The following is a 24,361-nucleotide window of genomic DNA, read 5'->3' as shown; positions in this document are numbered from 1 at the left end:
GTAGTGTTCTAAAATTTAATTTTGTTTTTTGTGCAAGCTTGTTCTGTGTAAACGGTTTATACCAGTTTACAAAAAGTAAGAAGCAAGATTCACTGGCAAAAAATAGCAACATCATATAAAACTAGAAAGAGTTTTGACGAGATAGCCCGAAAATTGGTAAAAAGAAAATTACTCTCTGATGACGGTAAAAGTATGGCCGTGCTATATCTTGATAAATTTAGTATCGACTTGATTGCATATCTTGATCAAAATCGTAATGCCATCAGTGATTTGGAATCAAAATTATCTGGAGACTAGTTCTGTAAGCGAGGCCCAATAATAACAAAAGATCTATTCCTACTTTCTCGAATAAGAGATGCATGACTTTACAAAGTTGGCAGCAATTGGAGAATTGGCAAAGTGCACATGCATGTATGATGCAAGCGTATTGTGTACGGTCAGGCCATCTTTTTTGTCTTTTATGCCAATGCCAATTGACATGTCATATGCAAATGTAGAATCCTTGGGCAACAGATCAAGTTCCGAATAATGAAACTCGTGGCCCCTGACAGTCTTTGATTGTAATGAAAATGGAGACTTGGCCCTAGCCTTGGCACTGGTGTAATTCAGTTTTAGCCTCTTTTCCATTACTGTTACAGCATCAAAAAGCCCAACCATTGTAAATTTTCCAGACTTGTATCTTATGGATTTGGTCAGGTACATCAGCCCTCCACATTCTGCATAAATTGGCATGCCATCTTCCGCATATTTTTTTACCAGTCTCATCATGGTCTTGTTTTTTTGAAGCAAGTCTCCCTTGACCTCTGGAAATCCACCGCCAATGTAGATACCAGCACAGGGAGGTATTTTATTGTCCGAGATGGGGCTAAAGAACACAAGTTCTGCACCAAGTCTTTGCAGTTCATCCAGATTGTCCTGATAGTAGAAATTAAAGGACTCGTCAAGTGCCACTGCAATCCTTGTCTGTATCTTCTCATTTTTTCTGAGAGGAATTTTTGGCAGACTGGGCCCATTTCTTGCAAGCTTGATAATTTTTTCAACCTCAATAAAACCTGAGAGTGACTTGGCAATTGATTTAATTTTTTTGTCAAGGTATTGTTTCTCCCGTACAGGTACAAGGCCAAGATGTCGCGATTCCAGATTTAGGTCGTTGTCACGTGGAATCACACCAAGTACTTCAAGCCCTACTTTTTTTAGCGCATCCCTGCACAGAGTCTCATGTTTCTTGCTTCCAATTTTATTCAAGATTATACCGCATATTCTAGAGTTTTTCTCAAAATTTTTAAATCCCAGTGCAGTTGCAGCAACAGAGCGGGCAGCCTTGCTTGCATCCAAGACAAGAATTACATTTGATTTTGTTATGTTTGCAACATCGTATGTGCTTGCAAAGCTTGACTTGCCGCTAAACCCATCATAGTATCCCATCACGCCCTCAATTATGGAAATATCTTCTTGCGAATTTTGGACAAAGTTCTCAAGGACTGTATTTTTTCCCATCATCCATGAATCAAGATTGCGTGCAATTTTTCCTGAGACGGCACTTAGATAGCTAGGATCAATAAAGTCCGGCCCCACCTTGAACGGCTGGACCGAGTACCCTCTTTCCTTTAGTCCATGTATTATCGCAGTTGTTATAGATGTTTTTCCTACGCCGCTTGTGGCACCAGCAACAACAATTCTTGGTATATTCATGCCTCAGAATCTTTGCCAGTGTTTTTTATAATTTGAAAGAGTTGGCGCAGTGCAAGTTTTGGATGGTGTGCAGCAAGTTTGAGCATGCTTGTCATGCCAAAGTCTGCCTTGATAAAATCAAGAAATTCTTCAGCAGAAAGTTCACCGATGATTTCAATCTCCTTGTCCCATTCTTGGTCGCTTAGGTTCAACCACCTGTACTGGACCTTTACTGCAGCTGCAATCTTTGATCCTATTGCTTTTTTCATTGTTTCTTCATAGGATTTCAGCGATTCCCTTGACGCATCCCCCCGAACCACAGACTCTCCTCCAATTTTTCCCGCAGCCCTGCCAAACTCAATTGCATATCTAATTCCCTCCAGGACCAACGGGTTTGCCTGTCCCGCAGAGTCTCCAACCATTATCAGGTTATCATCTATTGTAGACTCGCGTAGTCCTTCGTTGGGAATAAGACCATAATGAAACTCTACTGGAACAATTCTTCCAAGGTCATCTAGAGGTTTTGGCCTTTTTTCAAGTAACTCGATCAAAAGTTTGCTGGCATCTGCCTGGGAGTTGGGCTTGCCAACACCTACCCCTATGCGGACCTTGTTTTTTCCCAAGGGAAAAACCCATGCATAGCCTGCAGGAGAATACTGCGAGCCAACCATGAGGTGCCACGTGTCTGGGCTTACCTTGTCGACATAGGCTTCATACTCTGCACCTGCACCAAATCTTTTCCACGGCAAAGCAATTCCAAGAGATCTTCCAACAACAGAGTAGAAACCACTTGCATCAATGACAAGTTTTGAATTAAAAACCAGTTCTTCTTTGAGCGAGGTAGCCTTGACACCGCTTAACTTTTCCTTTTCATTTTTTATTACATCAGTTACATTGGTCCGCAAAAAAATGTCTGCCCCCTCACTTGCAGCCTGATATGCAAGAAACTGGTATGTCTTTCGCACATCCAAGACTGCTGCCTGGGCAGTCTCACTTTTTTTTATCACATAATTATTTGGAGAGTAGAAAGCATAGTTGCTTATCTCGTTGTAACACTCGGACGGAATTCCAAATGATTTTGCCTCCTTTATCCATGTCACACCACTTGTCCTGACATTTTGTCCAATTGCCTCGTCCCTTTCAAGCACCGCAACACTGAGGCCTTTTTTTGCAGCACCCCACGCTGCTGACAGGCCTGCCGGGCCTCCCCCTACAACTAGTACATCATAATTGTAATTTTTAGCCATTTGTGTACTCAAATTTTTGTCATGCAACATTTTAAGCTGTGGTTTTGCCTTGGTTTTTTCCAACCCAATCTTTTTACCTAGCGCACAAAAAAATATTTCATGTCAAAGGGTTTGGTCATAGTTTACACAGGAAAGGGAAAGGGAAAGACAACAGCAGCCCTTGGAATGGCTCTTCGCGCAGTAGGCTATGACCACAAAGTCTGCATGATACAGTTCATCAAGGGCTCTTGGCATTATGGCGAGATGACATCATCAAAGAGGCTTGAGCCAGAGTTTGAGCTCACCGCAGTAGGCAAGGGCTTTGTGGGAATATTAGACGACAAGAGCCCAATTGAGGATCATAAAAAAGTGGCAGAGGAGGCACTCAAGATTGCACAAGAAAAGATCAATTCAAAAAAATACAACATTATAATATTAGACGAGATAAATTATGCAGTAAATCTAGGCCTAGTAAATCTAAAAGATGTCTTGGAGATTATTTCAAACAAACCAGATGATGTCAACTTGGTCCTTACAGGAAATCATGTTAAAGACGAAGTGATAGAAAAAGCAGATCTCGTTACCGAAATGAGAGAAATAAAACATCCATTCAAGTCTGGGATAAAAGCAAAAAAAGGAATTGACTTCTAGTCAGCAGCAACATTAAATTATGTACGATAAATTTGAAAGCCATGACGACAACTGTCCAAGATTTCCCCGAGGTGGGAGAGATTGTTATTGCAACTGTAACAAGGATAGTAGATCAGGGAGCATATGTCTCCCTTGACGAGTTCAACAACATACAAGGGTTCTTGCATGTCTCAGAAATTGCTACCGGCTGGATAAGAAATGTAGCAAAGTTCCTCAAGACAGGAGAGAAAAAAGTCCTGCTTGTAAAACGTGTAGACCCACGACGTTCTGAAATAGACTTGTCACTAAAACAAGTATCGTCTGATCAAAAAAAGAAGAAACTTTTAGAGATAAAGCGCGGCGAAAAAGAAGAAGCCCTTATTGAAAACATGAAGTCTCGCGTCAGCTTGTCTGCATCCGAGATGACAAAATTAGAAAATGTTCTAGTTGACAAGTTTGGTTCTGTATATGACGCATTTTCAGAAGTTTCGGCAAAAGGAATATCCATTCTAGATAATCTCAGCATACCTCCAAAGGCATTGGCTGTAATTGCAGAACTTGGTGCAAAGATCCAAGTTCCCCATGTTGAAATACGCGGAATATTTGAGATTACATGCAACAAGTCAAACGGCATTGAAATAATCAAGCATGCATTAATTGATGCTACTGCAAACAAACAGGAGATCTCTGTGACGTATATCGGGGCTCCCAAGTACCGCATTACTCTTACTGCTCCAAACTTCAAGGAGGCAGAAAAGGAACTAAAACCAATTCTTTCTGCTGTCCAGGATGCAATAGAGAAGAAGGGGGGCACCTTCAAGTTTACAAGGGAAGAATCAAAGAAGACAAGAGAAGGATAGCAGAATGCACTTTCAGATGAGAAAATGTACAGATTGTAAGAGATACACCCTAAAAGACCAGTGCCCCAAATGTGGACACCCAACTGTCACTGTCCATCCAGGAAAATATTCCCCAGATGACAAGTATGCAAGGTATCGCATTTCAGATAGATACAAGTAAAGCCAGTTTTATTTTGCAGTACTGTTAGACGACTCTATACTGATTTTTGATACGCGTGCAGAATCAGCATCCACTGGCTGGTTAGTGTTAGGACTTGTCTTCAGTGATGCAATTTGATCAACAACATTTTGGCCGGATATGACTTGACCAAATAGAGTATACTGATCATTTAGCCATGGAGCGTCACCAAGTGTGATAAAGAACTGGGAGCTGCCACTGTTTGGATCACTGCCTCGGGCCATGCCTACCATGTATTTTGTGAAATTCAGGCTGGTACTAAATTCTGGAGGAATTGTATATCCCGCATCTCCAAGTCCCCAAGTGCTCCTGTCACCTTTTATCGTATTAGGATCACCGCCTTGTATTACAAATCCAGGCACTATTCTGTGAAATACGGTCCCGTCATAGAAACCAGAATTTGCAAGCTTGACAAAGTTTGCAGTTGTCTTGGGTGCAACGTTATCAAATAATTTGAATTTTATCTCTCCAAATTTTGTATCAATCACTGCAATATTTCCACCGCTACCTGTGGCGGTTGCAGGTTTTATGATAGTGGTAGAACTATTTCCCTGTGATGTACTGGAGCTAATTCCCCCCAATGTACTGGAACTGTTTCCTTGCAATGTACTGGAGCTAATTCCCCCTAGTGTACTGGAACTGTTTCCTTGTGATGTACTGGAGTTTGCTTGAGGCTTGTAATCAGGATTGACCTGATAAATCAATACACCAGAAAAGACACCCGAGTCTTTCCTGTCCAAACTTGGGGATGAATACACTAGGCGTAGTGGCCCTGTTCCATTTGCAGGATATTTGATGGTCTTTGAGTAAATTGCAGTATAGCCCGTAGTATATGTAGGCGACTCGTTGTGGGTGTTGGGATTATAGTATGTTAGAGGAGTAAACGGAAACATCTGTCCAAGCAAAGTATCGTGCCAGAAATAGTCAGTGGGTGTAAAGGAATCATCTTGTAGGTATTTGGACGAATCAAGGCCTCCTATTTTCATGAACCACTGTTTCTTGCTCTCGTCTCCTCCACCTCCAAGTATGTAAAGGTCCTGATTGCTTGAGGTAAACTTTTGGCCTACAACGTAAACTAGGACATAGTTTGCACCTGCCTTGTTTAGCATATTCCATGCCTTATCAGGAGAACTCAGAAGAATCCTTGCAATGTTGGCTATGACGTTTGTATCAACTGTAGCATTATCAGCAAGTGTAGTTCTTCCTCCCAAAGTCTGGATCCAATATCCATAGTCCCACCAGGAGGCAATTACGGAATTTGCCGGAGTATTATTTTTAATCCAATTCATGGCATCTGGCCAGTCATCAGTAGCGATGGCAAAATTTGATCCCCCGTTAAGAATTGTAGGCGGAGACTTGGTCATTACTATCCAGTTTGCATTGGCAGGGTACAGAGCTGGAACAACTAGTAATGCCACAATGACTGCAACAAATGCTATCTTTGGAACTCTTCCAAGCAAATCTATTGTCTTCTTTACAGGAGTTTCCTTTCTTGACGAGCCTCCTTTCTTTGACGGTTCCACAACTTGAACCGGCTTGTTTTCCCGTTTGAAAATATCTGTTACAAGTACTGCAAGACCTATGGATGAAAGTATGATTATGGAAGTTGCAGTAAGCAATTCTAATCTAGAGAAAGTCGATCCCGCATATGCCCCAGCAATACCAATTATCAACGCAAATACAATCATCTCATTTTTAAGAGAAAATCTTGATGCGTTCTGGTCCCCGTTCTTTTTTCTAAACACAAGCCATATTCCAAGGCCCGCAAAAATCATCAGTACCGAAAAGTAGCTAAAGTTTTGTGCAAGTGTGGGGGTGGCATGCTCTGCAACAGAATCAACCAGTGGATCTTCTGAAGTCAAAAAGGGATTCATTGCATTAAGATAACGGAAGCTTACGGTACCAAGAGCAGTTGCAGACAAGACTGCACTACCTATTATCAGCAGTGCAACCATTACAAGCAGGCTGTTACGTATGCGATGTTGCTCTTTGCTATACTTTTGAATGAAAATTATTATGACAAGCAATATGGCAGGTCCAATCATTACCAGTCCCCTTATACCAAACACAAAGGATGGTCCCGGTCTTGCAAATACTCCTCCAGATATTGCCATGGTTACTATTACAAACAATGGAACTGCCCAGAGCAGGAAATTGTGATCTTTTCGTAGGAAAGGCAGTGCAATGAAAAATATGCCAAGCGGAAGCAGGAAGAATTCTATTCCACCCCATGATGCAAAACCTATTGCAAGAAAGAATCCACCACCTACTAATTTCGATATTGCAATTTTCTTGTTCTCCGATTTTATTCCACTAAGAAACAGGTAAACTCCCAGCAGACCATAAAACAAACCGAGAGGTTCAGACTTGAACCAGCCAATTGTTCCCCTGACTATGATTGGCGGAGACAGGGCAAAGAAGAGTGATGCAAAGAGCCCCGCACTTGTACCAGCCAAAACTCGTACTAGGGCAAATATCACTACTGCAGTCATAGAACCAAAGACTACTGGGAAAATTATGGTAAAGTCATAGAGACTCATTCCGCCGCCAAATATTTTAAACAAAACTGCATCAGTTACATGCAATGGAACTTGGGCAGTAGCAAAAACATCTCGTCCAGCTGGATACCAACTCATTGTATCGTGCCAATGAACATATGCATTTAGCCCATTGTCAAGCAAGTATTGTGTTGCGCGATAATTAAAGAACGGATCAAATTCGTTTAGTTGAAATCCATAATCAGCAGCCTGGGACCTAACCATTGCAGAAATGGAAAATGAAATTGCAAGAATTCCAATTACAAGCAGATGCCTCAAATGAAAATCAAATTTTCGCACCCTGAACAGTTTGGCATCTTGGATCAAGCTAATTTTTGGGTGAATGTATTCTGTTTATAAATCCATGGCGAAGAGATCATCAAATCTATCTAAACAACAGCCAGAGAAATTGTAGAAAGGATGCCTGCAAAGACATCAGTCAAATCAATGAAACAGTAAGATAGCTGTTGGAATGTTTGTAGTAAATTCACTACTCTTTTGCAACAATTTGAACATCACAAGATTTTACCAGCTGTTTAAAATCATGGGCATCTTTCTTGCTGCCAACAATTGTTCCATAATGCATTGGGATTGCAATTTTTGGCTTGATCATCTCTATTGCTTTGGCTGCTTGTTGTGCTGTCATCACATATGTCCCACTAACAGGTACAAGGGCAATGTCAGGCTTTAGATCAGACATTTCTGGAATCAAGTCAGTGTCGCCCGTATGGTATATTGTGATGCCGTTCAACGATATCAAAAAGCCTATTTTATCATCCTCCTTTGGATGAAACGGTTTTTTGGTATCAGGATTTATCTTGTCCAGATTATATGCACGAACAGACTTGATCTTGATGCCTCTCACAGTTTTTTCTTGTCCGGGAGAGATTCCAATCTTTTCCTTAAAGGCAAACCCTTTCAACATGTCAATGCATTCATTTGCAGCAACAATGCTTGTGTCACCCGTTGAGACATTTTTTAGATCGTCTATGTTGCAGTGATCAAAGTGATTGTGCGATATTAAAATCAAGTCAGCTTTTTCTTGTTTTGTTATTTTGAATGGATCAGTCATTATTTTGACATTTCCAGTAAGCAGGAAAGAGTCATGCCCAAGCCATTGTATTTTGACTCCCTTGTATTCAAACACAGTTTAATTTTCGTTCTGCCAAAATTAAAGCTTACTTGGCTCAAGAACAATCTTGTCACTTGAAACAGAAAGAACCGAGCCTCCATTTTCTTTTATCCTTGTCTTAAGCTTGGCATCAATTGTAGCCACTATTCCACCATTTTCTTTTACATAAGAGACCAAGGCATCGTCAACAGATCCTCCCGAGATGTCAATTGTTTGAAAATTCTTTATAATTTTTAGCGCATTTTGGGCCGAGCTTTTTTTTTATCGTCAAGAGCTAGTTTTTCAAGTTCTCGTACAACCATGTTTGGTACAACATACTCCAAGGTCCCAATCTCTGTCTCCACATTTGGGATATTTTTTATCCTCGTCGAGGCAACAAGTACAAGAAAACTAGAGTCGCAAATTACCTTAACCACTTGATACACCAGCACCAATCAGTCTCCATCTTTCAGATATTCTTCGACTTATTGCCACCTTGCTATTCTCAAAGATGCACACAGGTCTTTTGAACTGTAGTTCAACTGTTTTTCCCCTCACACTTGTTACCTTGGATAATAGTGGTGCAGTACCAAGACTGAGTCTCAATGACTCGCCTGTCTGGATTGCAGAGACTTTGATCTCTTCGCCCGAGCCCACTGCAGTATCAAACAAATTTACCTCAATTTTTGCGCTGTAAGAATTTTCTGGCAGAGTATCCGGTTTTCCTATCACAGATCCTATCAGTGAGTCACTTCTGGTCATGGCAGGATCAAGTTTAGTTGCAAGTGCTATCAATCCACCAGCCTTTACTTCCTTTACTATTCCCGCGCCAGTCCCAAGAGATGCAATCTCTGTAAAGATTGATTCGTATTTGCCAGTCTTTTCATTGGGAAGGCCAGGCTTTATCTCAATTTCATCCCCTACCTTGAATATTCCCTGAATGATACTTCCTCCAATAACTCCACCCTTGATGTCTTTAATCTTAGTTCCAGGCTTGTTGATATCAAATGACCTAAGAACATGCATTACGGTGTCTTTTTTATCATCACGTTCAGGAGTAGGTATTGAATTTTCAATGGCACCAATTAGTGCATCAATGTTTAGTTTTGACTGGGCAGATATTGGAATTATTGGTGCCTTGGCAGCGCTTGTACCCTTGACAAATTTTACAATGTCTGCATAGTTTTCCATTGCTTGCTCATACGATATCAAATCAACTTTGTTTTGAACAATAACAACTTGTTTTATCCCAAGTGTCTGCAATGCCAGAAGGTGTTCCTTTGTTTGCGGTTGTGGAACTTTTTCATTTGCTGCAACCAAGAGCATCGCTCCATCTATCAAGGCAGACCCGGACAACATGTTTGCCATCAGGCTTTCATGGCCAGGGCTGTCTACAAAACTTACAACACGAGACAGCTCGCTTTCCTTTCCACAGTTGTTACATTTTGGTGTTACAGAATAACCAAGTGGAACCTCACAGCTCTTACACTTGTAAAATGCAGCATCAGCATAACCAACTTTGATTGTAATTCCTCGTTTTAGTTCTTCACTATGTGCGCTGGTCCACACACCAGTCAAGGCTTGAATAAGAGTAGTCTTTCCGTGATCGACGTGACCCGCAGTTCCAATGTTTACACATGGCTGATAACCATATTTTTTTACATACCAGTCCGGAAGAGTTTCTTTCCAATGCACGTACAAAGATAAAAAAAACGAATATGTTAACCTATGCCTTTTTCTCGGCAGATTCTTCAGCTGGTTTTTCTTCTATCTTGAGCTCTCCATCAAAAGAGCAGTTTAGCTGATAGACTTCTTCTGTCACTGTATTACCTCTTACAAGTTTGCGAATTCGCTGTCCGTTTTCAGCATCTCGCAATCCAATACCCTGTGATAACAAAATGTATTTTCTTGCACCACCGTGAATATCTGCTCTCAATGGAACTCCAGACTTGTCACTGCCTCCAGTTATCTTTAGCTTGCCAGCTTCTCCTATCAATGCAGCATCAAGTTCGGTGCCAACTGTCACACCCAAAAATGGTCCAGCCTCCTTTTCCTTTACCTCTTTGGTGATGGTTCTTCCTTTCTTATCAGATATGTTCAGCTTGAATGTAGCCAAGTAGTAAAAAAAATCTTTAAACTATTAATTAATCTTTGGAGCTGTCAGGTTATAACTTGTCAAGTAGAGTTTGGATACGTGCACCACAAACTCGACAGAACCTGGTGAAATAGATGATTTTCTCAGAATAGCAATTGGCAATTATTACATATTCTGACAACTTGACAAATGTTACCTAAATCTTTTAAAAATGCAAACGCGTTACTATGTTTATTGAATGAACCAATCAAGTGTCCTCGCTGTGACAAAACAATGGTTTCAATGCAAGCATGCCACATGATATGCACAAATTGCGGAGCACATTTGGATTGCTCAGACAAGGGATCGTTCTGGTAAACTAGAAACCAGGCCTGTCAAACTGAAAGTTTTCTGCCAGTTCTCCAACCTTTTGCCTCATCAAATTAAGATAGTCATCATATTTTGCCTCAAACCCACAGTGGGGACATTTGACACTTGTCACCTCGTCATCAAGTATTGCAACTTTATCACATTCCGGACATTTTGCATCCATGGATTAATTTGCCAACCAAACTATATAATGTTAGACGCCAAATTTTGATTCAGCGGAGTTAGTCCAGCCTGGTAGGACGTCAGCTTCCCAAGCTGAAGGTCGCGGGTTCAATTCCCGCACTCCGCACTCACTTATTTCCAATAATTTTCGCTATCTTTTCAAATTCATTTTCATCAAGGGATGGCCTTTTTGGAAACATGCTATGAACTGGACCTGCACCATCAGAAGCATTTCTAGGTATTAGGTGCACATGCACATGCGGTACCTCTTGTCCACTTTCTTTGCCGTTATGGATTGCAATCAGTACCGACGAAAAAACCGATTCAAGCCGTCCAGCCATCACCTGTACTGTTTCAAAGAGATCCAAATTGTCTTGCTTGCTCATCTGCTGGACCTTGTCATAGTGATTCTTTGGAATCACAAGAGTATGGCCTCTTGCAAGCGGAAAGGCATCGAGGAAGGCAAGTGAGTCTTTCGTTTCATATAGCTTTTTTGCAGGAATTGTCCCGTTTACTATATTGCAAAAAATGCATCCCATGTATCCTTGATTGTAAAATGAGCGTTAAATCTTTTGTGAAGCGTCTGAATAAATCATAGTTGCGATATTGCCTGCTCAATCCCAGTCCTGTCATGTGCTTCAGGCATCTGCTCTAGATATTTTTGAAAATCTTGTTTTGCAGCACCAAGTTTTTGTTGCTCATATCTTACCAGTCCACGATTTTTGTAGATTGGTGCAAATCTTGTCGAGTCAACATCTAGTGCAAGAGTATAATATTTTTCTGCATTGGAATAATCCTTGGTCTTGAGATAATAATTTCCAAGCCCCCGGTATGCAAGATAGTATTTTGAATGCAATGCTATGGTTTTGTTATAGTAAGATACTGACTCGCTAGAGTTTTGGTCGTTTAGTATTCCTGCCAAAAGACACATTGCAGTAGAGTTTGACTTGTTAATTTCAAGGGCATGCCTTAGTTTTTCCATTGCCTCTCCAGTCTTGCCCTGCAGCCGTAGCTTTTCCCCGTCAAAGCACAGCCTGTTTGATTTTATTTTTTTTTCATCAAATGTGTTGATGTCTGACAATATGTCTTGTGGAACAAGCAAGATCATCAACCGGTCATCCTCCTGCCACTGCTCATCAAATATCTTCTCGGGTATAGCCCCTATCTTTTCAGGCTCTGGTATATAGTGAAAGATTGTCTTTTCTGTCTCGTCATACCCCACAATCAGCGACGCATGTTGCACTACATCCTTTACTCCAGGCAAGATAACAATTGGCGGTACACCAATGTCGATCATTTTTTTGAGCTCTTTTAGAGTAGAATTTATTATAATGCCAGCAAGCCCATGTCTTTCTGCAAGCTCAACGCCTTCAATGAGTATGCTGCCTTTCATGTTTTGATATTTTTTTGCAATCTCTGCAGCTTCTTTTAGCGGCAAGTCAACTCCCCAGTATTTTGATACGGCACTTACAACAAGTGGTAGACAGATGTTCTCCTCTCTTACGATTGGTATCTCTAGTGTGTGAGTAGAATCCATCAAGGAACCAATAATTTACGTATTATTAATACCATTAATGGAAGAAAATTTTTCCAAAAGAGATCTCCCGTCCACACTCATCTCTGGATGAAATTGTGTTCCAAAAACATTGTTGTCGCCATACTGGAATATTTCAAACTGGCAATTATCAGATGACGCTATCTGGATAAAAGTGGGGCCAAGTTTTGATATCATGTACGAGTGGCTTTCAAAGGCGTCAATCTTTCCACTTGTAAGAAGATTATTTTTTATGGTCTGTACTTGATACAGGCCATGACGAGGAGATGTCATTTTTTTTATTGTCCCCCCTAGGGTCAGTGCAAGAATTTCTGCACCATAGCAAATACCAAGCAACGGCTTTCCTGCATCTAGCGAGTGTCTGACCAGTCCCGAGTTTATCACATTCATCTGTGGATTGTTTTTTCGCCTTCCTGACAATATAATGGAGGAATATTTTTTGGCATCTATTGTGGATACATCAGAAAATGCGTGAGATTCAAACGGTACACCGAGACCTCTCATACAGTCCAAGAGCGAGGAAGTGTAGACAGATCCATTGTCTACAACTAGCAGCAACTATCTTACACCTATTGTGATATAGTGCAGTTCCGGTACGCTGTTATCTACTGTTACAGCTCCAAGTTTTACCGTACCGTTTTCCTGCCAAAACAGTATCTTGTTATTGTTTTGTTGTACAAAGTTTTTCACAAATTCTGATATGAGATTCTTTGTATTGCCAAGGTCAGATTGTTGTATAAAGGACACCTTGCCTTCCTCAAATGTAAGTGGGAACTGGATTGACATTGGAGTAAGTATGGTTATCTTTTGGTCACCAAGTATTGTTTTTATGGTAGATATCCTAGTTGATTCGTCTAGTTGCAGTGCAGCAGTGATGGTATCTGGTGCAACGCCGCTGACTTTTGCTAGATAAGCAGCAAATGCCTCCTGTGGTGTATTTCCTAGGCCAACAAAGTATTCACCATCAAATGCAGCACCCACTGCTGCAATGGTTCCTAGCTGTGTAACCACACCACCAGAACCTGCGGTATAAACAGGAATAAAGTAAACGTCCTGGTTTCCTATCCTGTACAAAATATTATCTCCCACTCTAGGAGTCCTCAACAGGGTTTGCAGCTGGGCAAAGGCTGATTCTCTTGATAACGCTTCGCGTACTGCAGTTGGTCCCAAAAGTTTTGTCTTTGAATCAAGCGGAACTTGGTAAAACTGCATCTTGCCAAGGTTTGAAACATCATTTTGCACAATCATGTATCCTGCCAAGTTTCTCCCTTGAGATCCTCGTAGCTCAAGCGAGAGTAGGCCTACATATGTTAGCTTGTCAAATCCAGGCGGTTTCTCTTCTACATAATAAGTTCCAAGACCGTTTGGAACTTCATAGAAATCTTTTGCCTGTATGAACGTAGAAGGATCAGTCACATGATAAATGTTGAACATCTCAACTTTCCAGTTAAAGAGAGCCTCTGGGTATTTGAGTTGTTTTCCAAGCCATGATGGCATGTCAATGAACTGGTCGTGGTATTGACTTGCAAACATGTCTGTGAAAAAGTCATCACCGGTTTTTATCAGGGTGACCTTGCCATTATAAATGTCAACCAGTGCATATCCCACCAATCTCAGGTACGGATTACTAAATGACCATGGGACATTGCCAGTATCAAAACCTACAATCAAAGGTACAAGCCAGTAGGTCTTTTGTCCATTGCTTACAGGAAGTATATCTAGTTGTTTTCCAAGCAAGTTATACTGGAAATATGGATAGAGCAGCTGCATTCTGTCATGTACATCCCTGTATCTGAGTATGTGCATTGGTTCAGTTGGGTATGACAAGAAAAAGTTGGGCTCGAAGAGCTGGCTTATTGGCGGCTTGACTTCAATTCCTCCGGTTCCATTGTATGTCGCATTGTTTAGCTCAGCAGAGGTTTGTCTGTTCTGCGGATAGGCAGCCCATGTTTCTGAGAACAGGCCACCCTCTCCATAGTAAATCATTCGTTGCTTGAAGAATTTGTTGCTGTCAACAATTGTTCCATTTTGGGCGTTAAGGGTAAGAAAACCATTGTCAACATGAGTATATACAAAATGCTGGTTGTACCACTGGTTCTCCTGGGTAACTGAATCTGGCAGTATTGGTTTCATGGATGCAGTCCAGTACAGAGTATCATTGAATCTCAGTATGTCATTATTTTCAAAATTCACATATGGTATGAGGCCAATCTCAGGCTTTAGTTTTGCAAATGCTGCATCCCAGTCCCAGACTCGAACTTTGTCTAACAGAGCGTTATTTTGTGCAACATAGTTTGGAATGTCGCTTGGCGCAACAGAGCTTAGCTTTACATTATCTGGAACTACTGTTATTTGGTCTAACTGTCCAAGGTATCTGTTTACACCTATCTGTTCTGCCTTGTATGGACCAAGAAATTCTATTTTTCTTGCATCTGCAATGCTGTTGTTTACCATCATAATGGAACCTGCAACTAGTGCAATGATTACCAAAACAAGTATACGAATGTAGATGTCACGTTTTGATGGAAATATGATTACCCTAGACTTGAATTTGTCAATGAAATAAAATGCAACAAGTGCCAAGCCTGCAGCTAGTGTACCACCTATGGCATACCTGGTATTGTAATCGATTTGGTTTGTAAAGAACATGTTAATTCCAGCCCAGATGATTCCAATTCCAATTATTGCCTCAACTGTGGAAATATAATCAAGAACCTTGGGCTTGCCCTTTGCTGCATCTTGTAGATACCTAGTAACCAGTCCCACAATGTTATGCAGTCCCACATAGAGTACAAGTCTGAGACCTATTACAGCAAGTATTGGAGGAACAAGAATTGTCAGTGACGGAATCATCGGGACTACATGCGTTGTAGCGTAAGATGGATCAGTAGGCGGCGTAACAAATGGAAGTGAGAATATATTCCATATGCTGTTAATACCCAAGCTGTGCCCATCAACCAGGTAGACAAGTGCAAATCCAAACATTAGATTTGTAAAGAATGCGCCAAAAAGTACAACTTTTGTTATTTGCCAGATGATAAAGTTTGGAACATTTAGTTTGTAATCCTTAAAACTTGGAATTGTTTCTGTTACGGAATAATTTGCACCTCTCTTGAAGAATGTCAGGATGGTATTGATGGCATACCATGACATTGATGATCGGTTTTTGATGTTCACCCGTATCAATGCAATAGATGCCAAGACCACTGCAGAGAGCAATGAAAAGTAAAGCGGCTTTGTAAACAGAGTACCAAACTCTTGCGAGTTCATGTACATGACTACTGCCTGGTTGCTTGTCAGGACAAAAATCACAATAGCTATTAGAACAATAATGCCAACCTTGACATATTTACTAGCATCACGTGGTGGTGGGCTGGACTGGGTCGATGAATTATACAAAATCAGGCTACCTTCCTTTGTGTCAAACTAATGTCTACCTAAGTTTCTTTTGCAAAATACCATTAATAAGTCAAATCAAGGTTGAATTTTTTCATATTGCATTTCCCAGTCCTTTGCACAACATGTAAACTGCGGCATATTTTGGCAGAGAAACAATTTCACTCTTGTATGGACCAAACTTCTTGTTTTTCAGCCGTATTTGCAATGGACAGTCTACCATAATCTCCACATTATCGTCTCCAAGAAGACATGCTTCCAAAAATGGATCAAATGAATCCAGGTTGGTACATTGAATTTTTGAGAGGCCGCTCTTGCTGTTAATTGATCCCTCAAGCCTAAATATTCTGTGTATATCCATGGTCACCTTGGGGTCAACTCTTACTCCCATGGTTTTTTTGATCTCTTCTAGCTGTACCTGAAATGCAGAATATCCACTTGCAATTATCTCGCGTGTAACTTTGGGTACCTTTGATCTCGATGAAAATAATTTACGTGCAACTCTGCCTCGCCATCCTTTCTCCTCAAAGGTGGGAAGCAAGGACTTGGAGTTGTTTTGTCGCTTGATTCCAAATGATTCAGGTATTGCACCATTGAACATGATATAGTCTACCAAGTCTGCTCTTTCCTGGGAACCCAACGGTTCGTAATCAGCATTGGTTACACGGATATGAAACCCCTCATTTCCAGAAAAATATGTCTCTATCTGTTCTTTTTGCACATTCAAGTCAGTTGTAAGTATATCAACAAGCTTTGTAACCTCTTTTTTAGACTCGGATATGCAATTCTTACAGATTACAGATGCAGTCTCAAATTTTCCAGAACCACATTTTGGACACTGGGACTGGAATTCAGTTACAGAATTGTTGCAAGAGCTGCACTTGAATATGGTATGATCTTTTCTGCATGGAAGGGCCAAGTCTTTTGCATCAATATCAAAGATCATGTCTGCACCTTTCCAGTCTTTCTCTGACATGGGAAGGTTTGGAAACATATAGTATGCATTTGAGCAGTACACATCTGAGGGGACCTCCTTCATCAACATTAGATGTAGTTCCTTGTCGTTTTTTACAACAAGGTGCCTAGTCATTCCAGAATTGAATTTTTGGTATCCAAACTCCCTTTCCACAGCTCTTTGTGGAACATGTATTAGATCAAAACGGTTAAAATAATATTCCTTGAATGCGCTTTCTATCAGCAATGCATTTTTTTCATTCATTGGCTCTTCCTCTTTTTGCCAAACTGTACGGGATTTATTATTCCATCACAGTCAGGGATGGCAAAGCAGAGACTCTCGCTTCGTAGTTTTTCACACGATGGGCACTGGTATTTGGTTCCGCTTCCAGATGAACCAGAAATGTGATCTAGTTGGTATCTTGTAGTTCGCTCGTTATAATCAGGGGCATTTTTGAACAAGGGTGCAATTTGATCAACTGTCTGGCCCTTTGAGAGAAGATAGGTAGCAAGCAGGAATCTTCCAGAGTGCGGCAGGTTCTCTCCCTTTTCTAAAACTTCAATTCCATGCTTGACGCATGGAGGATATTCCGAAGACACATAGGCCGTGTCAGAAAACTTTTTGGCAAGTGCCACCAGATCTTCTACCCTTTGTCTGAAGATTTGAGGTACAGAATCAACATTGACTGACTGGATTTTTCCATTGATGTATTCACCAAGCTCAGCACGTATCAGCCTGACTGTTTCATGTGCACTCAGGTAGACAAGGCCATTTGCAACCCTTCTATTTATCAACTTCCATTCTTTTTCATGAAAATGGATTGCGCGATGTAGATAATCAGGAACCTTGATCACAAAATCTTCATTGTCAATTGATACATTGACTGCAAAGAGATCCCGGATTATCTTCAATGGAAGCTCTAGGTTTTTTTTATCTCTGCTTACCCAGAGATCCTGTTGCAAATATTTTTCGGCTCTTCTTGATTCTGCAAGAGAAAACCTTCGAATAAGAGTTGCAATTCCTGCAGACTTGAGTAAAATTATTGCCACTAGGAATGAAAGCAACTCAGAATCATTGTCCAGTGTTTCAAGATCAGAACTATAAATTTGTCCAGATGATGCAACTACGATTCTGCCATATGCCTTTTCGACGATTGGTTGCCAGTCTGGATGCCCCAGCTGCTCAAGACTCAGTCCCGTGTTTCGCAGATATTCCCCGGCCTCTGTAAGAAAAGGATATTTTGCCAAATCCTTTACTCCAATCTTTAGCATACTCTCTCTGTCATCAATAACCTTAAAAATTTGATTATATCATCTTGCCATGATAAAACTAGCTTGGATTATTTTCCTGCGAGTTTAAATTAAACCCAAATAAATTAGTGGCATGCAGGTTGGATTACATGTATCCATTGCAGGTTCCATAGACAAGGCAGTTGATAACGCTGTAGCAATAGGATGTTCAGCATTTCAGATTTTTACCCGCAACCCAAGAGGATGGGCTGCAAAACCATTAACAAGTAATGATGCTTCAAGTTTCAAAGAAAAACTTGCCAAGACCAAGATTGACAGATTTGCGACAGTAGCTCATATGCCATATTTGCCAAACCTTTCCTCTCCAGAAGAGGATCCATTTGTAAGATCACTTGGTTCACTAATAGACGAGGTTAAAAGATGCAGTAAGTTGGGAATTCCATACATTGTTGCACATTTAGGAAGTCACAAGGGCCAAGGAGACAAGAAAGGAATCGAGATGCTACTCAGGGCATTTACAAAGGCTGCAAAAGACACCCCGGATGATGTGACTATTCTTCTTGAAAACACAGCAGGTCAAAAAAACAGTGTTGGTTCTGATCTTGACCAGCTTGCATCCATTTTGTCTGAGCTCAAGCCTGCCAAAAGATTTGGCATCTGTTTTGATACCTGCCATGGTTTTGCAGCTGGCTATGACATGAGTACAGAAAAAGGTGCAGCTGCAACACTTGAAAAATTAAATAATGCAATAGGTTTTGAACGCCTCAAAATTTTGCACCTCAATGACTCCAAGGGAGAACTTGGAAGCAACCTAGACAGACACGAGCACATTGGACTGGGACACATTGGGGAGAAGGGGTTGGGGCACATCATAAAAACAATAAATCGTAAAAAAATTCCAATAATTTTAGAGACACCGATTGATGAGAGACGTGATGATGTTGGAAACTTGAGCAAGGCAAAAGAGTTGGCATAGTGAATCATGAATTACGATCAAATAATACAACTTGCACTGGAGCGTGGATTTTATTTTCCAAGCTGTGAGATTTACTCTGATGCACATGCAGGATTTTGGGAGTATGGTCCCTCAGGAGTCAGTCTAAAGAACAAGTTCATTGAATTGTGGAGAAGAGAACTGGTAAGGAGAGACAGGATGTGGGAGATTGACGGTTCGCAGATAATGTCAGAAAATGTTTTTGTCGCGTCAGGTCACTTGGCAAGTTTTGCAGATCCAATCGCAATGTGTACAAAATGTAAATCCATCTTTAGGGCAGACAAGATGATAGAAGAGATCACTTCAATTACTATCCCAGAAAGTGCAGATTTGGTAGAGTTTGATAAAGTGATACAGGAAAAAAACATCAAGTGTCCCAAATGCAAGGGAAGTTTTGAAAGTATCAAGAAATTCAACATGATGTTCAAGGTTGGAATAGGAGCCCAGGGAGAATCAGCATATCTCAGGCCAGAGACATGTCAATCCATCTTTGTTGATTTTCCAAGGCTGTTCAAGACAATGCGAGGAAAGCTTCCGATTGGTATTGCTCAGATAGGAAAAAGTTTTAGAAATGAGATCTCGCCAAGGCAGAGCCTTCTTAGATTAAGAGAATTTTATCAGGCAGAAATTGAAGTATTTTGCAATCCAGCCAATCTTGATGATCTGCCCAAGTTCTCAGAGGTTGAAAATACTCAGATAAGAATAATGGTAGACGATACCATAAAGAGTATGACGTGTAAGGAGGCACTGGATTCAGGCCTGGTCCCAAACAAGCTAGTTGCATATTACCTTGGACTACTTGTAGAGTTTTACCAAAAGACAGGAATTGATGTATCAAGGAGCAGGTTTAGAAAGCTAGGAGAAAAGGAAAAGGCATTCTATGCAACAGTTGCATTTGATTTTGAGGTTGAGACCAACATAGGCTGGCTTGAGCTTGTTGCATGCAACTACAGATCTGATTATGACTTGAAAAGCCATGGTAATACAAGCAAAGAAAAATTTGAGGTGATGGACGATGAAACAAAGGTCCTGCCACATGTATTTGAAATATCAATGGGAATAGACCGAAGCCTGTATACCATGATAGAGCATAGACTCCGAGAAGACAAGGAAAATGACAGGGTTGTACTTTCCTTAGAGCCATACTTGTCTCCAGTCCATGTAGGTATCTTGTCTCTTGTAAAAAAAGACGGATTGGCAGAAAAGACTGACGAGGTGTATATGATGCTAAGAAAAAAATATGATACATTTTTGGACCACTCTGGTGCAATAGGAAGAAGATATAGAAGATTGGATGAGGTTGGCGCTCCTTTTGCAGTAACAATTGATCACCAGACATTGGAAGACAATACTGTCACAATACGAAACCGAGACTCGATGAGTCAAGAAAGAATAAAAATTTCAGATCTTGACTCTCATCTTGCAAGGGCTACTGCATTTCCCTAAAAATTATATCGCAAAACTAATCACTGGTGTTCAACATACAGATGATGACTTACTGCTTTGTACTTGATGTTCCATCCGAGATTTTCTTATGTATATCAACAGTGAAAACCTGAACATTAAAAAATATAAAAAAACATGTTTCAAGAAATTTTTGGTCTAGTTTGTTATTGAGATAGTCCACTTGACGGTTAGTGATCATTGTTGTTCAGTGTTATGCTAGGGCTGATTGGTTCTTCGGCAAACATACCGTCAATTGCTTTATTTGTAGAATTGAAAAGAACATCTTCAGAAATAGTTACTGCTCCACCAGATGTATTTGTGAATGTATTTGATATAGAAACTGTTGATGTTCCGCCGCTTGGTGTCCTTGATTTACAATGATGTTATCAGATTGCTTACAGGTTATCATTTTACCATCAGGAGCTGTAACAAACATGGTTACGTGTCCCGTAATAAAAAAACTCTCGGAATTTACAGATGATGTCTGTGATTCTCCAAGATTGAATGATTGTAATCCATACATGTACACTACTGCTACAGGGAGTGCTATGATTGCACCGTACATTATGATATTTTTGAGTTGCATTGATCAACAATAATTATAACGATCATCAGGCATTGTGGAATTGATATAATTTTTGACGAGGCCATTTTGGAATTTTATGGTTTTACAGAAACTTTCAACAATTCCATAAATTGCACTGTATAATTTTTTACAGTAGCACTAGTTGATGTATCTGCGGCTTAATCTACTAATTGGTTATAGAATTATTTTCAGTTACTTGTCTTGTATTCATGGACAGGTAATCATATACAGATATCATAATTCCTGTGATAATAGATATACTCGTATCAACAAAATGTTTCTTGTTCAACATTTGTAAAATATTTTATTTTGCATACAAGTTAGATCTAATGGTTACAATACGAGACTACCAAGCCAGAAAATGACAAAGATTTCAGATCTGATTCTCTTCTTGCAATAGCCACCGTATTTCCCTTGAACTAGTTTTTTATTCAGACAAGAAGGGCAAGGTTACTGGTCGATAAGTCACCTTTAGTGACACGCCATCCATCACATGCATCTGCGGTGTAAGGTCTGACTGGGAGTCTATCTCGACATTCCATGTTCCAACTATTGGGTCAACTGACGTTATGGAGAACCTTTCAAGCGTATCGTTTATTCCGGAATATCTTACACGGTATATCTGGTCACCTATTGTAATGCTCTTCATCTGCCCTGGTGCATCAAGTGTAGAGTCCCGTACAAGGCACTGGTCCGAGGCGCCTATCACACACGTGCCGTCAGGTGCGGTTACCTTGTATCTCATGGTACCCTCGTTGTTAAACGAGGAATAGAGTACCTGCGGGTTGGCAACGGCGTGTCCTGCGGTATCGTTGATCGGAGAAATGTCTATTGGCTGTGTAATTGACTCTGTCTTGACTGACGAGAATGTAATGACACTTGCCTGCGCGGTAAATGACTTGTCGTAAATGTTTGCCACTGCATATATCTTGTGATTGACTAGGGCATCGGAAGGCTGGGTCTTCCATTCAAGCCTTACTTGGGTCTGCCCGCTTGGGAACAACTGTCCCGGTGATACATAGACAGTCTTGCCGTCAACTAGAAGCGATATTGTACCATATACTGGATTTCCGTTGATTGTAAGGTATGCTGACGGCCTTGACGTGGTTCCTGCAGCCCTGTTTTGTGAAACGTCAAGCTGGAGGCTTGCATTAATTTGATAGCTTGGCTTGACACCTATTGTGGAGACATCGGAATCAGCCTTTTTGCCCGCACTGTTTTCCACATGAATCCAGTATTGCACGCCAGGTGCCTGCAGCATCTCATATGGTACCGTTGCAGACAGCATGTATGTGCTGTTTGATACCTGCAGCGGAACAACATTCATGGATATCGTATGGTACTGCTGCATGTCACTTCCAATTACCGCAAATCGCAGCTCCGGCAAGGTGATTTGCGTAGGCGTGTTGACTATGGCATATACCAAGAGCGGGTTGCCATGGATGAATTGTGTAGTGGGTACAGTTGCAGGCTGTTTTGTTCCATTACCCACCTGGAACTTGAAATCAAATATCTGCGGCGCGCTAAGATCTATCTGGGCGGGCTGTGTTACCAGTTCAATTTTTGTGAAATCTAGGTCCTCGTTGCATCCTGTAACCGTGACTGTTTTTCCTACCGAAAATAGGTTTGTCCCTATTGTTTCAATTGCAACCACCTCAAATGATGTCTCCTTTGGATTGATGGAAGCCTCATAGACGAGCTGTCTTACCGAGGCGTTGACATTTTCTTGGGCATATGGCTGGACAGGTATTAGCTTTGCATCAACAACGCCGCTGATTGACGTGCGGACTATGACGGTAGGATCGGTTTTATTATAGTCTGTTGCCACCTGGATTCTTACAATTTGCTTGTCACATACGTCATATGATATGTCCTGGATCTTAAGGTACGGTCCTGTCCCTCCTCCATTACTTGTTGTGGTAGCAACACTTGGGCCGACTCCAGTGACACCTCCACCAGCACTGATAGACCCTACTGGTCCTGCAGTAGATGTAGTTGATCCGGACGAGATGCTAGTGCTATGGCCTCCCAGTGCAAATTGTGAAAAGTGTGGTGCTGATACTATCACATCACATGTAAGGGTATTATCAGATGATGGAGTGGCCGATAGTATAGTAACAGGATTGCTTACCCAGCTGCCTGCCCCACCATTTCCGGTGGGATCAAACAAGAATATGTCAGATACTGGACACCCATTGGAATCCACTTGCACTCCTGAAGGGTTCTTGGGTAGCTGTAGTGTCAATTGCGGAGAAGTCTTAAAGTTGGCAGAATTTGACCAGTCAAATCCTATTCCAGATACTTCGTGCTGATATGTTACATTGACGTATAGCGTTAGCTTGTCATTTTGAGGCAGTGCGGGTTTTGAAGACGGAAGTTTGTTGTCTGTCTTTACTAGGAACCAGTCATTTGATGAACTAGGGGTATATGCTGCACATCCATTTTGGCCTGGGTTTGCACATGCTGTTACGTTAAGTTGCTTGAGACCACCTGTTTGTGGAATTACTGAAGTTTCTACCGGGATGATCATCTTCTGGCCAGGAATTATCTTGTTGAGGGGCGGAGTGGTTACTACCTGGTTGGTACTAGACGTACTTGTTGTTCCCACAATACTTGGTATCACTGCTATAACATTTGATGATTTTGGCATGGAATATGCCGGTACGCCCAATGTATTCATTATTGTAGTTGGGGTGGTATTGTCTGCAAAGGATGTTTTCAATGATACCGTTACCTGGTTTGTAATTGCATTACTCAATCTAGAATTAGATGATCCTACCGAAATTATCGGGGGTAGGCTCTGAACTTTTGTTATGGATGTATGTACTGTACCGTTTATTTTTACTGCATCAAATCCAGAAGGCGACCATGAATTAAGAGTGGTACTATCGAGGTGTGGTGCTGATGTGATCACTGTAGGCGGCAATGTTTTGAGGTTGTAGTTGATTGGTGTAAGTCTGAATATGGTAGTACCGTTCAAGTTGGTATTATGTACAGTATAGATTGTAGAGTTTCCAAGCACGTTATATCCTGCAGGTATTGTTGTCATTGTTATGTTATAAGATCCAAACGGTACCAAGGTAACAATTACCCTACCATTATTCTGGGCATCATTATCATTGATGCCTCCGTCAACTATCACTTCAGGAGTGTTACTGCCATCGTGATTTGGTGAAAGCGTATAGGAGGAACCTGCAATTAGGTTATTATTTTGATCCCTTGCCTCAATGTGGATTCCACCCTTGAATGATATGGAGTCATGCGAGGTTACTGTTTCAGTCAGTGTTTTGCTCTTTGTACCAGTTGTAGATGATACATCAGAGGCGGTTACTATCTCTGA

The 24,361-nt window shown here is 41.0% G+C and carries 22 protein-coding genes, 1 tRNA gene and 1 pseudogene; 7 read left to right on the top strand and 17 right to left on the bottom strand.

All coding sequences use genetic code 11. The annotated features are described in order from the left end of the window. Window positions 1–153: 153 nt before the first annotated feature. A complete protein-coding gene (locus tag BQ3481_RS09295; protein WP_157928007.1) occupies window positions 154–297 on the top strand; it encodes a hypothetical protein in 144 nt (47 codons plus the stop codon). A gap of 39 nt (window positions 298–336) precedes the next feature. On the opposite strand, the gene BQ3481_RS09290 is transcribed toward BQ3481_RS09295, so the two are convergent. Both BQ3481_RS09290 and BQ3481_RS09285 read right to left on the bottom strand, forming a co-directional pair. After that, window positions 337–1,692, bottom strand: a complete 1,356-nt coding sequence (locus BQ3481_RS09290; RefSeq protein WP_157928006.1) for a cobyrinate a,c-diamide synthase — start codon at window positions 1,690–1,692, stop codon at window positions 337–339. After that, window positions 1,689–2,918: a geranylgeranyl reductase family protein gene (locus tag BQ3481_RS09285; RefSeq protein ID WP_157928551.1), complete on the bottom strand. Its 1,230-nt coding sequence runs from the start codon at window positions 2,916–2,918 to the stop codon at window positions 1,689–1,691. Before BQ3481_RS09285 ends, BQ3481_RS09290 begins: the two co-directional genes overlap by 4 nt. Window positions 2,919–3,017: 99 nt before the next feature. On the opposite strand from BQ3481_RS09285, the gene cobO reads away from it, so the two are divergent. The 3 genes from cobO to BQ3481_RS09270 are packed head-to-tail and all read left to right on the top strand — an operon-like array spanning window position 3,018 to window position 4,547. Beyond that, window positions 3,018–3,548: a cob(I)yrinic acid a,c-diamide adenosyltransferase gene (gene cobO / locus BQ3481_RS09280; protein ID WP_157928005.1), complete on the top strand. Its 531-nt coding sequence runs from the start codon at window positions 3,018–3,020 to the stop codon at window positions 3,546–3,548. A gap of 41 nt (window positions 3,549–3,589) precedes the next feature. Further along, window positions 3,590–4,387 carry a translation initiation factor IF-2 subunit alpha gene (locus BQ3481_RS09275; protein ID WP_157928004.1) on the top strand — a complete coding sequence of 266 codons (798 nt, stop codon included), beginning with the start codon at window positions 3,590–3,592 and terminating at the stop codon, window positions 4,385–4,387. Window positions 4,388–4,391: 4 nt separating this feature from the next. Continuing rightward, a complete protein-coding gene (locus tag BQ3481_RS09270; protein ID WP_157928003.1) occupies window positions 4,392–4,547 on the top strand; it encodes an RNA-protein complex protein Nop10 in 156 nt (51 codons plus the stop codon). Window positions 4,548–4,555: 8 nt separating this feature from the next. Here the strand turns inward: BQ3481_RS09270 and BQ3481_RS09260 are convergent, their stop codons facing one another. From BQ3481_RS09260 to BQ3481_RS09235, 7 genes are all read right to left on the bottom strand, one after another. Beyond that, window positions 4,556–7,429 carry a peptidylprolyl isomerase gene (locus BQ3481_RS09260; protein ID WP_231911784.1) on the bottom strand — a complete coding sequence of 958 codons (2,874 nt, stop codon included), beginning with the start codon at window positions 7,427–7,429 and terminating at the stop codon, window positions 4,556–4,558. 163 nt (window positions 7,430–7,592) lie between these two features. Then, complete coding sequence (locus BQ3481_RS09255) at window positions 7,593–8,249, bottom strand: MBL fold metallo-hydrolase (RefSeq protein ID WP_157928002.1); 657 nt, start codon at window positions 8,247–8,249, stop codon at window positions 7,593–7,595. Window positions 8,250–8,273: 24 nt separating this feature from the next. After that, the gene (locus tag BQ3481_RS11780; protein WP_231911783.1) at window positions 8,274–8,411 is read right to left on the bottom strand and encodes a PIN domain-containing protein; all 138 of its coding nucleotides are present in this window, start codon (window positions 8,409–8,411) and stop codon (window positions 8,274–8,276) included. Window positions 8,412–8,467: 56 nt separating this feature from the next. Then, window positions 8,468–8,650, bottom strand: a complete 183-nt coding sequence (locus BQ3481_RS11775; protein ID WP_231911782.1) for a PIN domain-containing protein — start codon at window positions 8,648–8,650, stop codon at window positions 8,468–8,470. Continuing rightward, a complete protein-coding gene (locus tag BQ3481_RS09245) occupies window positions 8,643–9,908 on the bottom strand; it encodes a translation initiation factor IF-2 subunit gamma (protein WP_157928001.1) in 1,266 nt (421 codons plus the stop codon). Before BQ3481_RS09245 ends, BQ3481_RS11775 begins: the two co-directional genes overlap by 8 nt. Window positions 9,909–9,939: 31 nt before the next feature. Further along, window positions 9,940–10,329 carry a S6e family ribosomal protein gene (locus BQ3481_RS09240; protein ID WP_157928000.1) on the bottom strand — a complete coding sequence of 130 codons (390 nt, stop codon included), beginning with the start codon at window positions 10,327–10,329 and terminating at the stop codon, window positions 9,940–9,942. A 337-nt stretch (window positions 10,330–10,666) separates the two neighbouring features. Beyond that, on the bottom strand, window positions 10,667–10,840 hold the full coding sequence (locus BQ3481_RS09235) for a primosomal protein N' (protein ID WP_157927999.1): 174 nt from the start codon (window positions 10,838–10,840) through the stop codon (window positions 10,667–10,669). A gap of 52 nt (window positions 10,841–10,892) precedes the next feature. Between BQ3481_RS09235 and BQ3481_RS09230 the strand changes: the two genes are divergently transcribed. Next, window positions 10,893–10,966: transfer RNA gene (locus BQ3481_RS09230), tRNA-Gly, on the top strand. 1 nt (window position 10,967) lies between these two features. Here the strand turns inward: BQ3481_RS09230 and BQ3481_RS09225 are convergent. The 6 genes from BQ3481_RS09225 to BQ3481_RS09200 all read right to left on the bottom strand — a co-directional run bounded on the left by BQ3481_RS09225 (window position 10,968) and on the right by BQ3481_RS09200 (window position 18,016). Continuing rightward, a complete protein-coding gene (locus tag BQ3481_RS09225; protein ID WP_157927998.1) occupies window positions 10,968–11,378 on the bottom strand; it encodes an HIT family protein in 411 nt (136 codons plus the stop codon). 53 nt (window positions 11,379–11,431) lie between these two features. Further along, window positions 11,432–12,376: a hypothetical protein gene (locus BQ3481_RS09220; RefSeq protein ID WP_157927997.1), complete on the bottom strand. Its 945-nt coding sequence runs from the start codon at window positions 12,374–12,376 to the stop codon at window positions 11,432–11,434. 15 nt (window positions 12,377–12,391) lie between these two features. Beyond that, window positions 12,392–12,952 carry a type 1 glutamine amidotransferase gene (locus BQ3481_RS09215; protein ID WP_231911781.1) on the bottom strand — a complete coding sequence of 187 codons (561 nt, stop codon included), beginning with the start codon at window positions 12,950–12,952 and terminating at the stop codon, window positions 12,392–12,394. Beyond that, window positions 12,953–15,793: a UPF0182 family protein gene (locus BQ3481_RS09210; protein WP_157927996.1), complete on the bottom strand. Its 2,841-nt coding sequence runs from the start codon at window positions 15,791–15,793 to the stop codon at window positions 12,953–12,955. A gap of 91 nt (window positions 15,794–15,884) precedes the next feature. Further along, window positions 15,885–17,009 carry a DNA primase small subunit domain-containing protein gene (locus BQ3481_RS09205; RefSeq protein WP_157927995.1) on the bottom strand — a complete coding sequence of 375 codons (1,125 nt, stop codon included), beginning with the start codon at window positions 17,007–17,009 and terminating at the stop codon, window positions 15,885–15,887. Beyond that, window positions 17,006–18,016, bottom strand: coding sequence for a DNA primase (locus BQ3481_RS09200; RefSeq protein ID WP_157927994.1), 1,011 nt, complete (start codon window positions 18,014–18,016; stop codon window positions 17,006–17,008). Before BQ3481_RS09200 ends, BQ3481_RS09205 begins: the two co-directional genes overlap by 4 nt. 112 nt (window positions 18,017–18,128) lie before the next feature. On the opposite strand from BQ3481_RS09200, the gene BQ3481_RS09195 reads away from it, so the two are divergent. Both BQ3481_RS09195 and glyS read left to right on the top strand, forming a co-directional pair. Beyond that, window positions 18,129–18,971: a deoxyribonuclease IV gene (locus tag BQ3481_RS09195; RefSeq protein WP_157927993.1), complete on the top strand. Its 843-nt coding sequence runs from the start codon at window positions 18,129–18,131 to the stop codon at window positions 18,969–18,971. A 6-nt stretch (window positions 18,972–18,977) separates the two neighbouring features. After that, window positions 18,978–20,435, top strand: coding sequence for a glycine--tRNA ligase (glyS, locus tag BQ3481_RS09190; RefSeq protein ID WP_157927992.1), 1,458 nt, complete (start codon window positions 18,978–18,980; stop codon window positions 20,433–20,435). Between the two features lie 295 nt (window positions 20,436–20,730). Here the strand turns inward: glyS and BQ3481_RS09185 are convergent, their stop codons facing one another. Next, window positions 20,731–21,021 carry a hypothetical protein gene (locus BQ3481_RS09185; protein WP_157927991.1) on the bottom strand — a complete coding sequence of 97 codons (291 nt, stop codon included), beginning with the start codon at window positions 21,019–21,021 and terminating at the stop codon, window positions 20,731–20,733. A gap of 427 nt (window positions 21,022–21,448) precedes the next feature. Next, a pseudogene (locus BQ3481_RS11565) lies at window positions 21,449–24,361 on the bottom strand (hypothetical protein); the annotation flags it as partial.

It is taken from the genome of Candidatus Nitrosotalea okcheonensis (assembly GCF_900177045.1).
GTDB classification, from domain to species: Archaea; Thermoproteota; Nitrososphaeria; order Nitrososphaerales; family Nitrosopumilaceae; genus Nitrosotalea; species Nitrosotalea okcheonensis.
The sequence above is the reverse complement of the archived record's forward strand: the minus strand, read 5'-3'. Positions and strand labels throughout refer to the sequence as shown.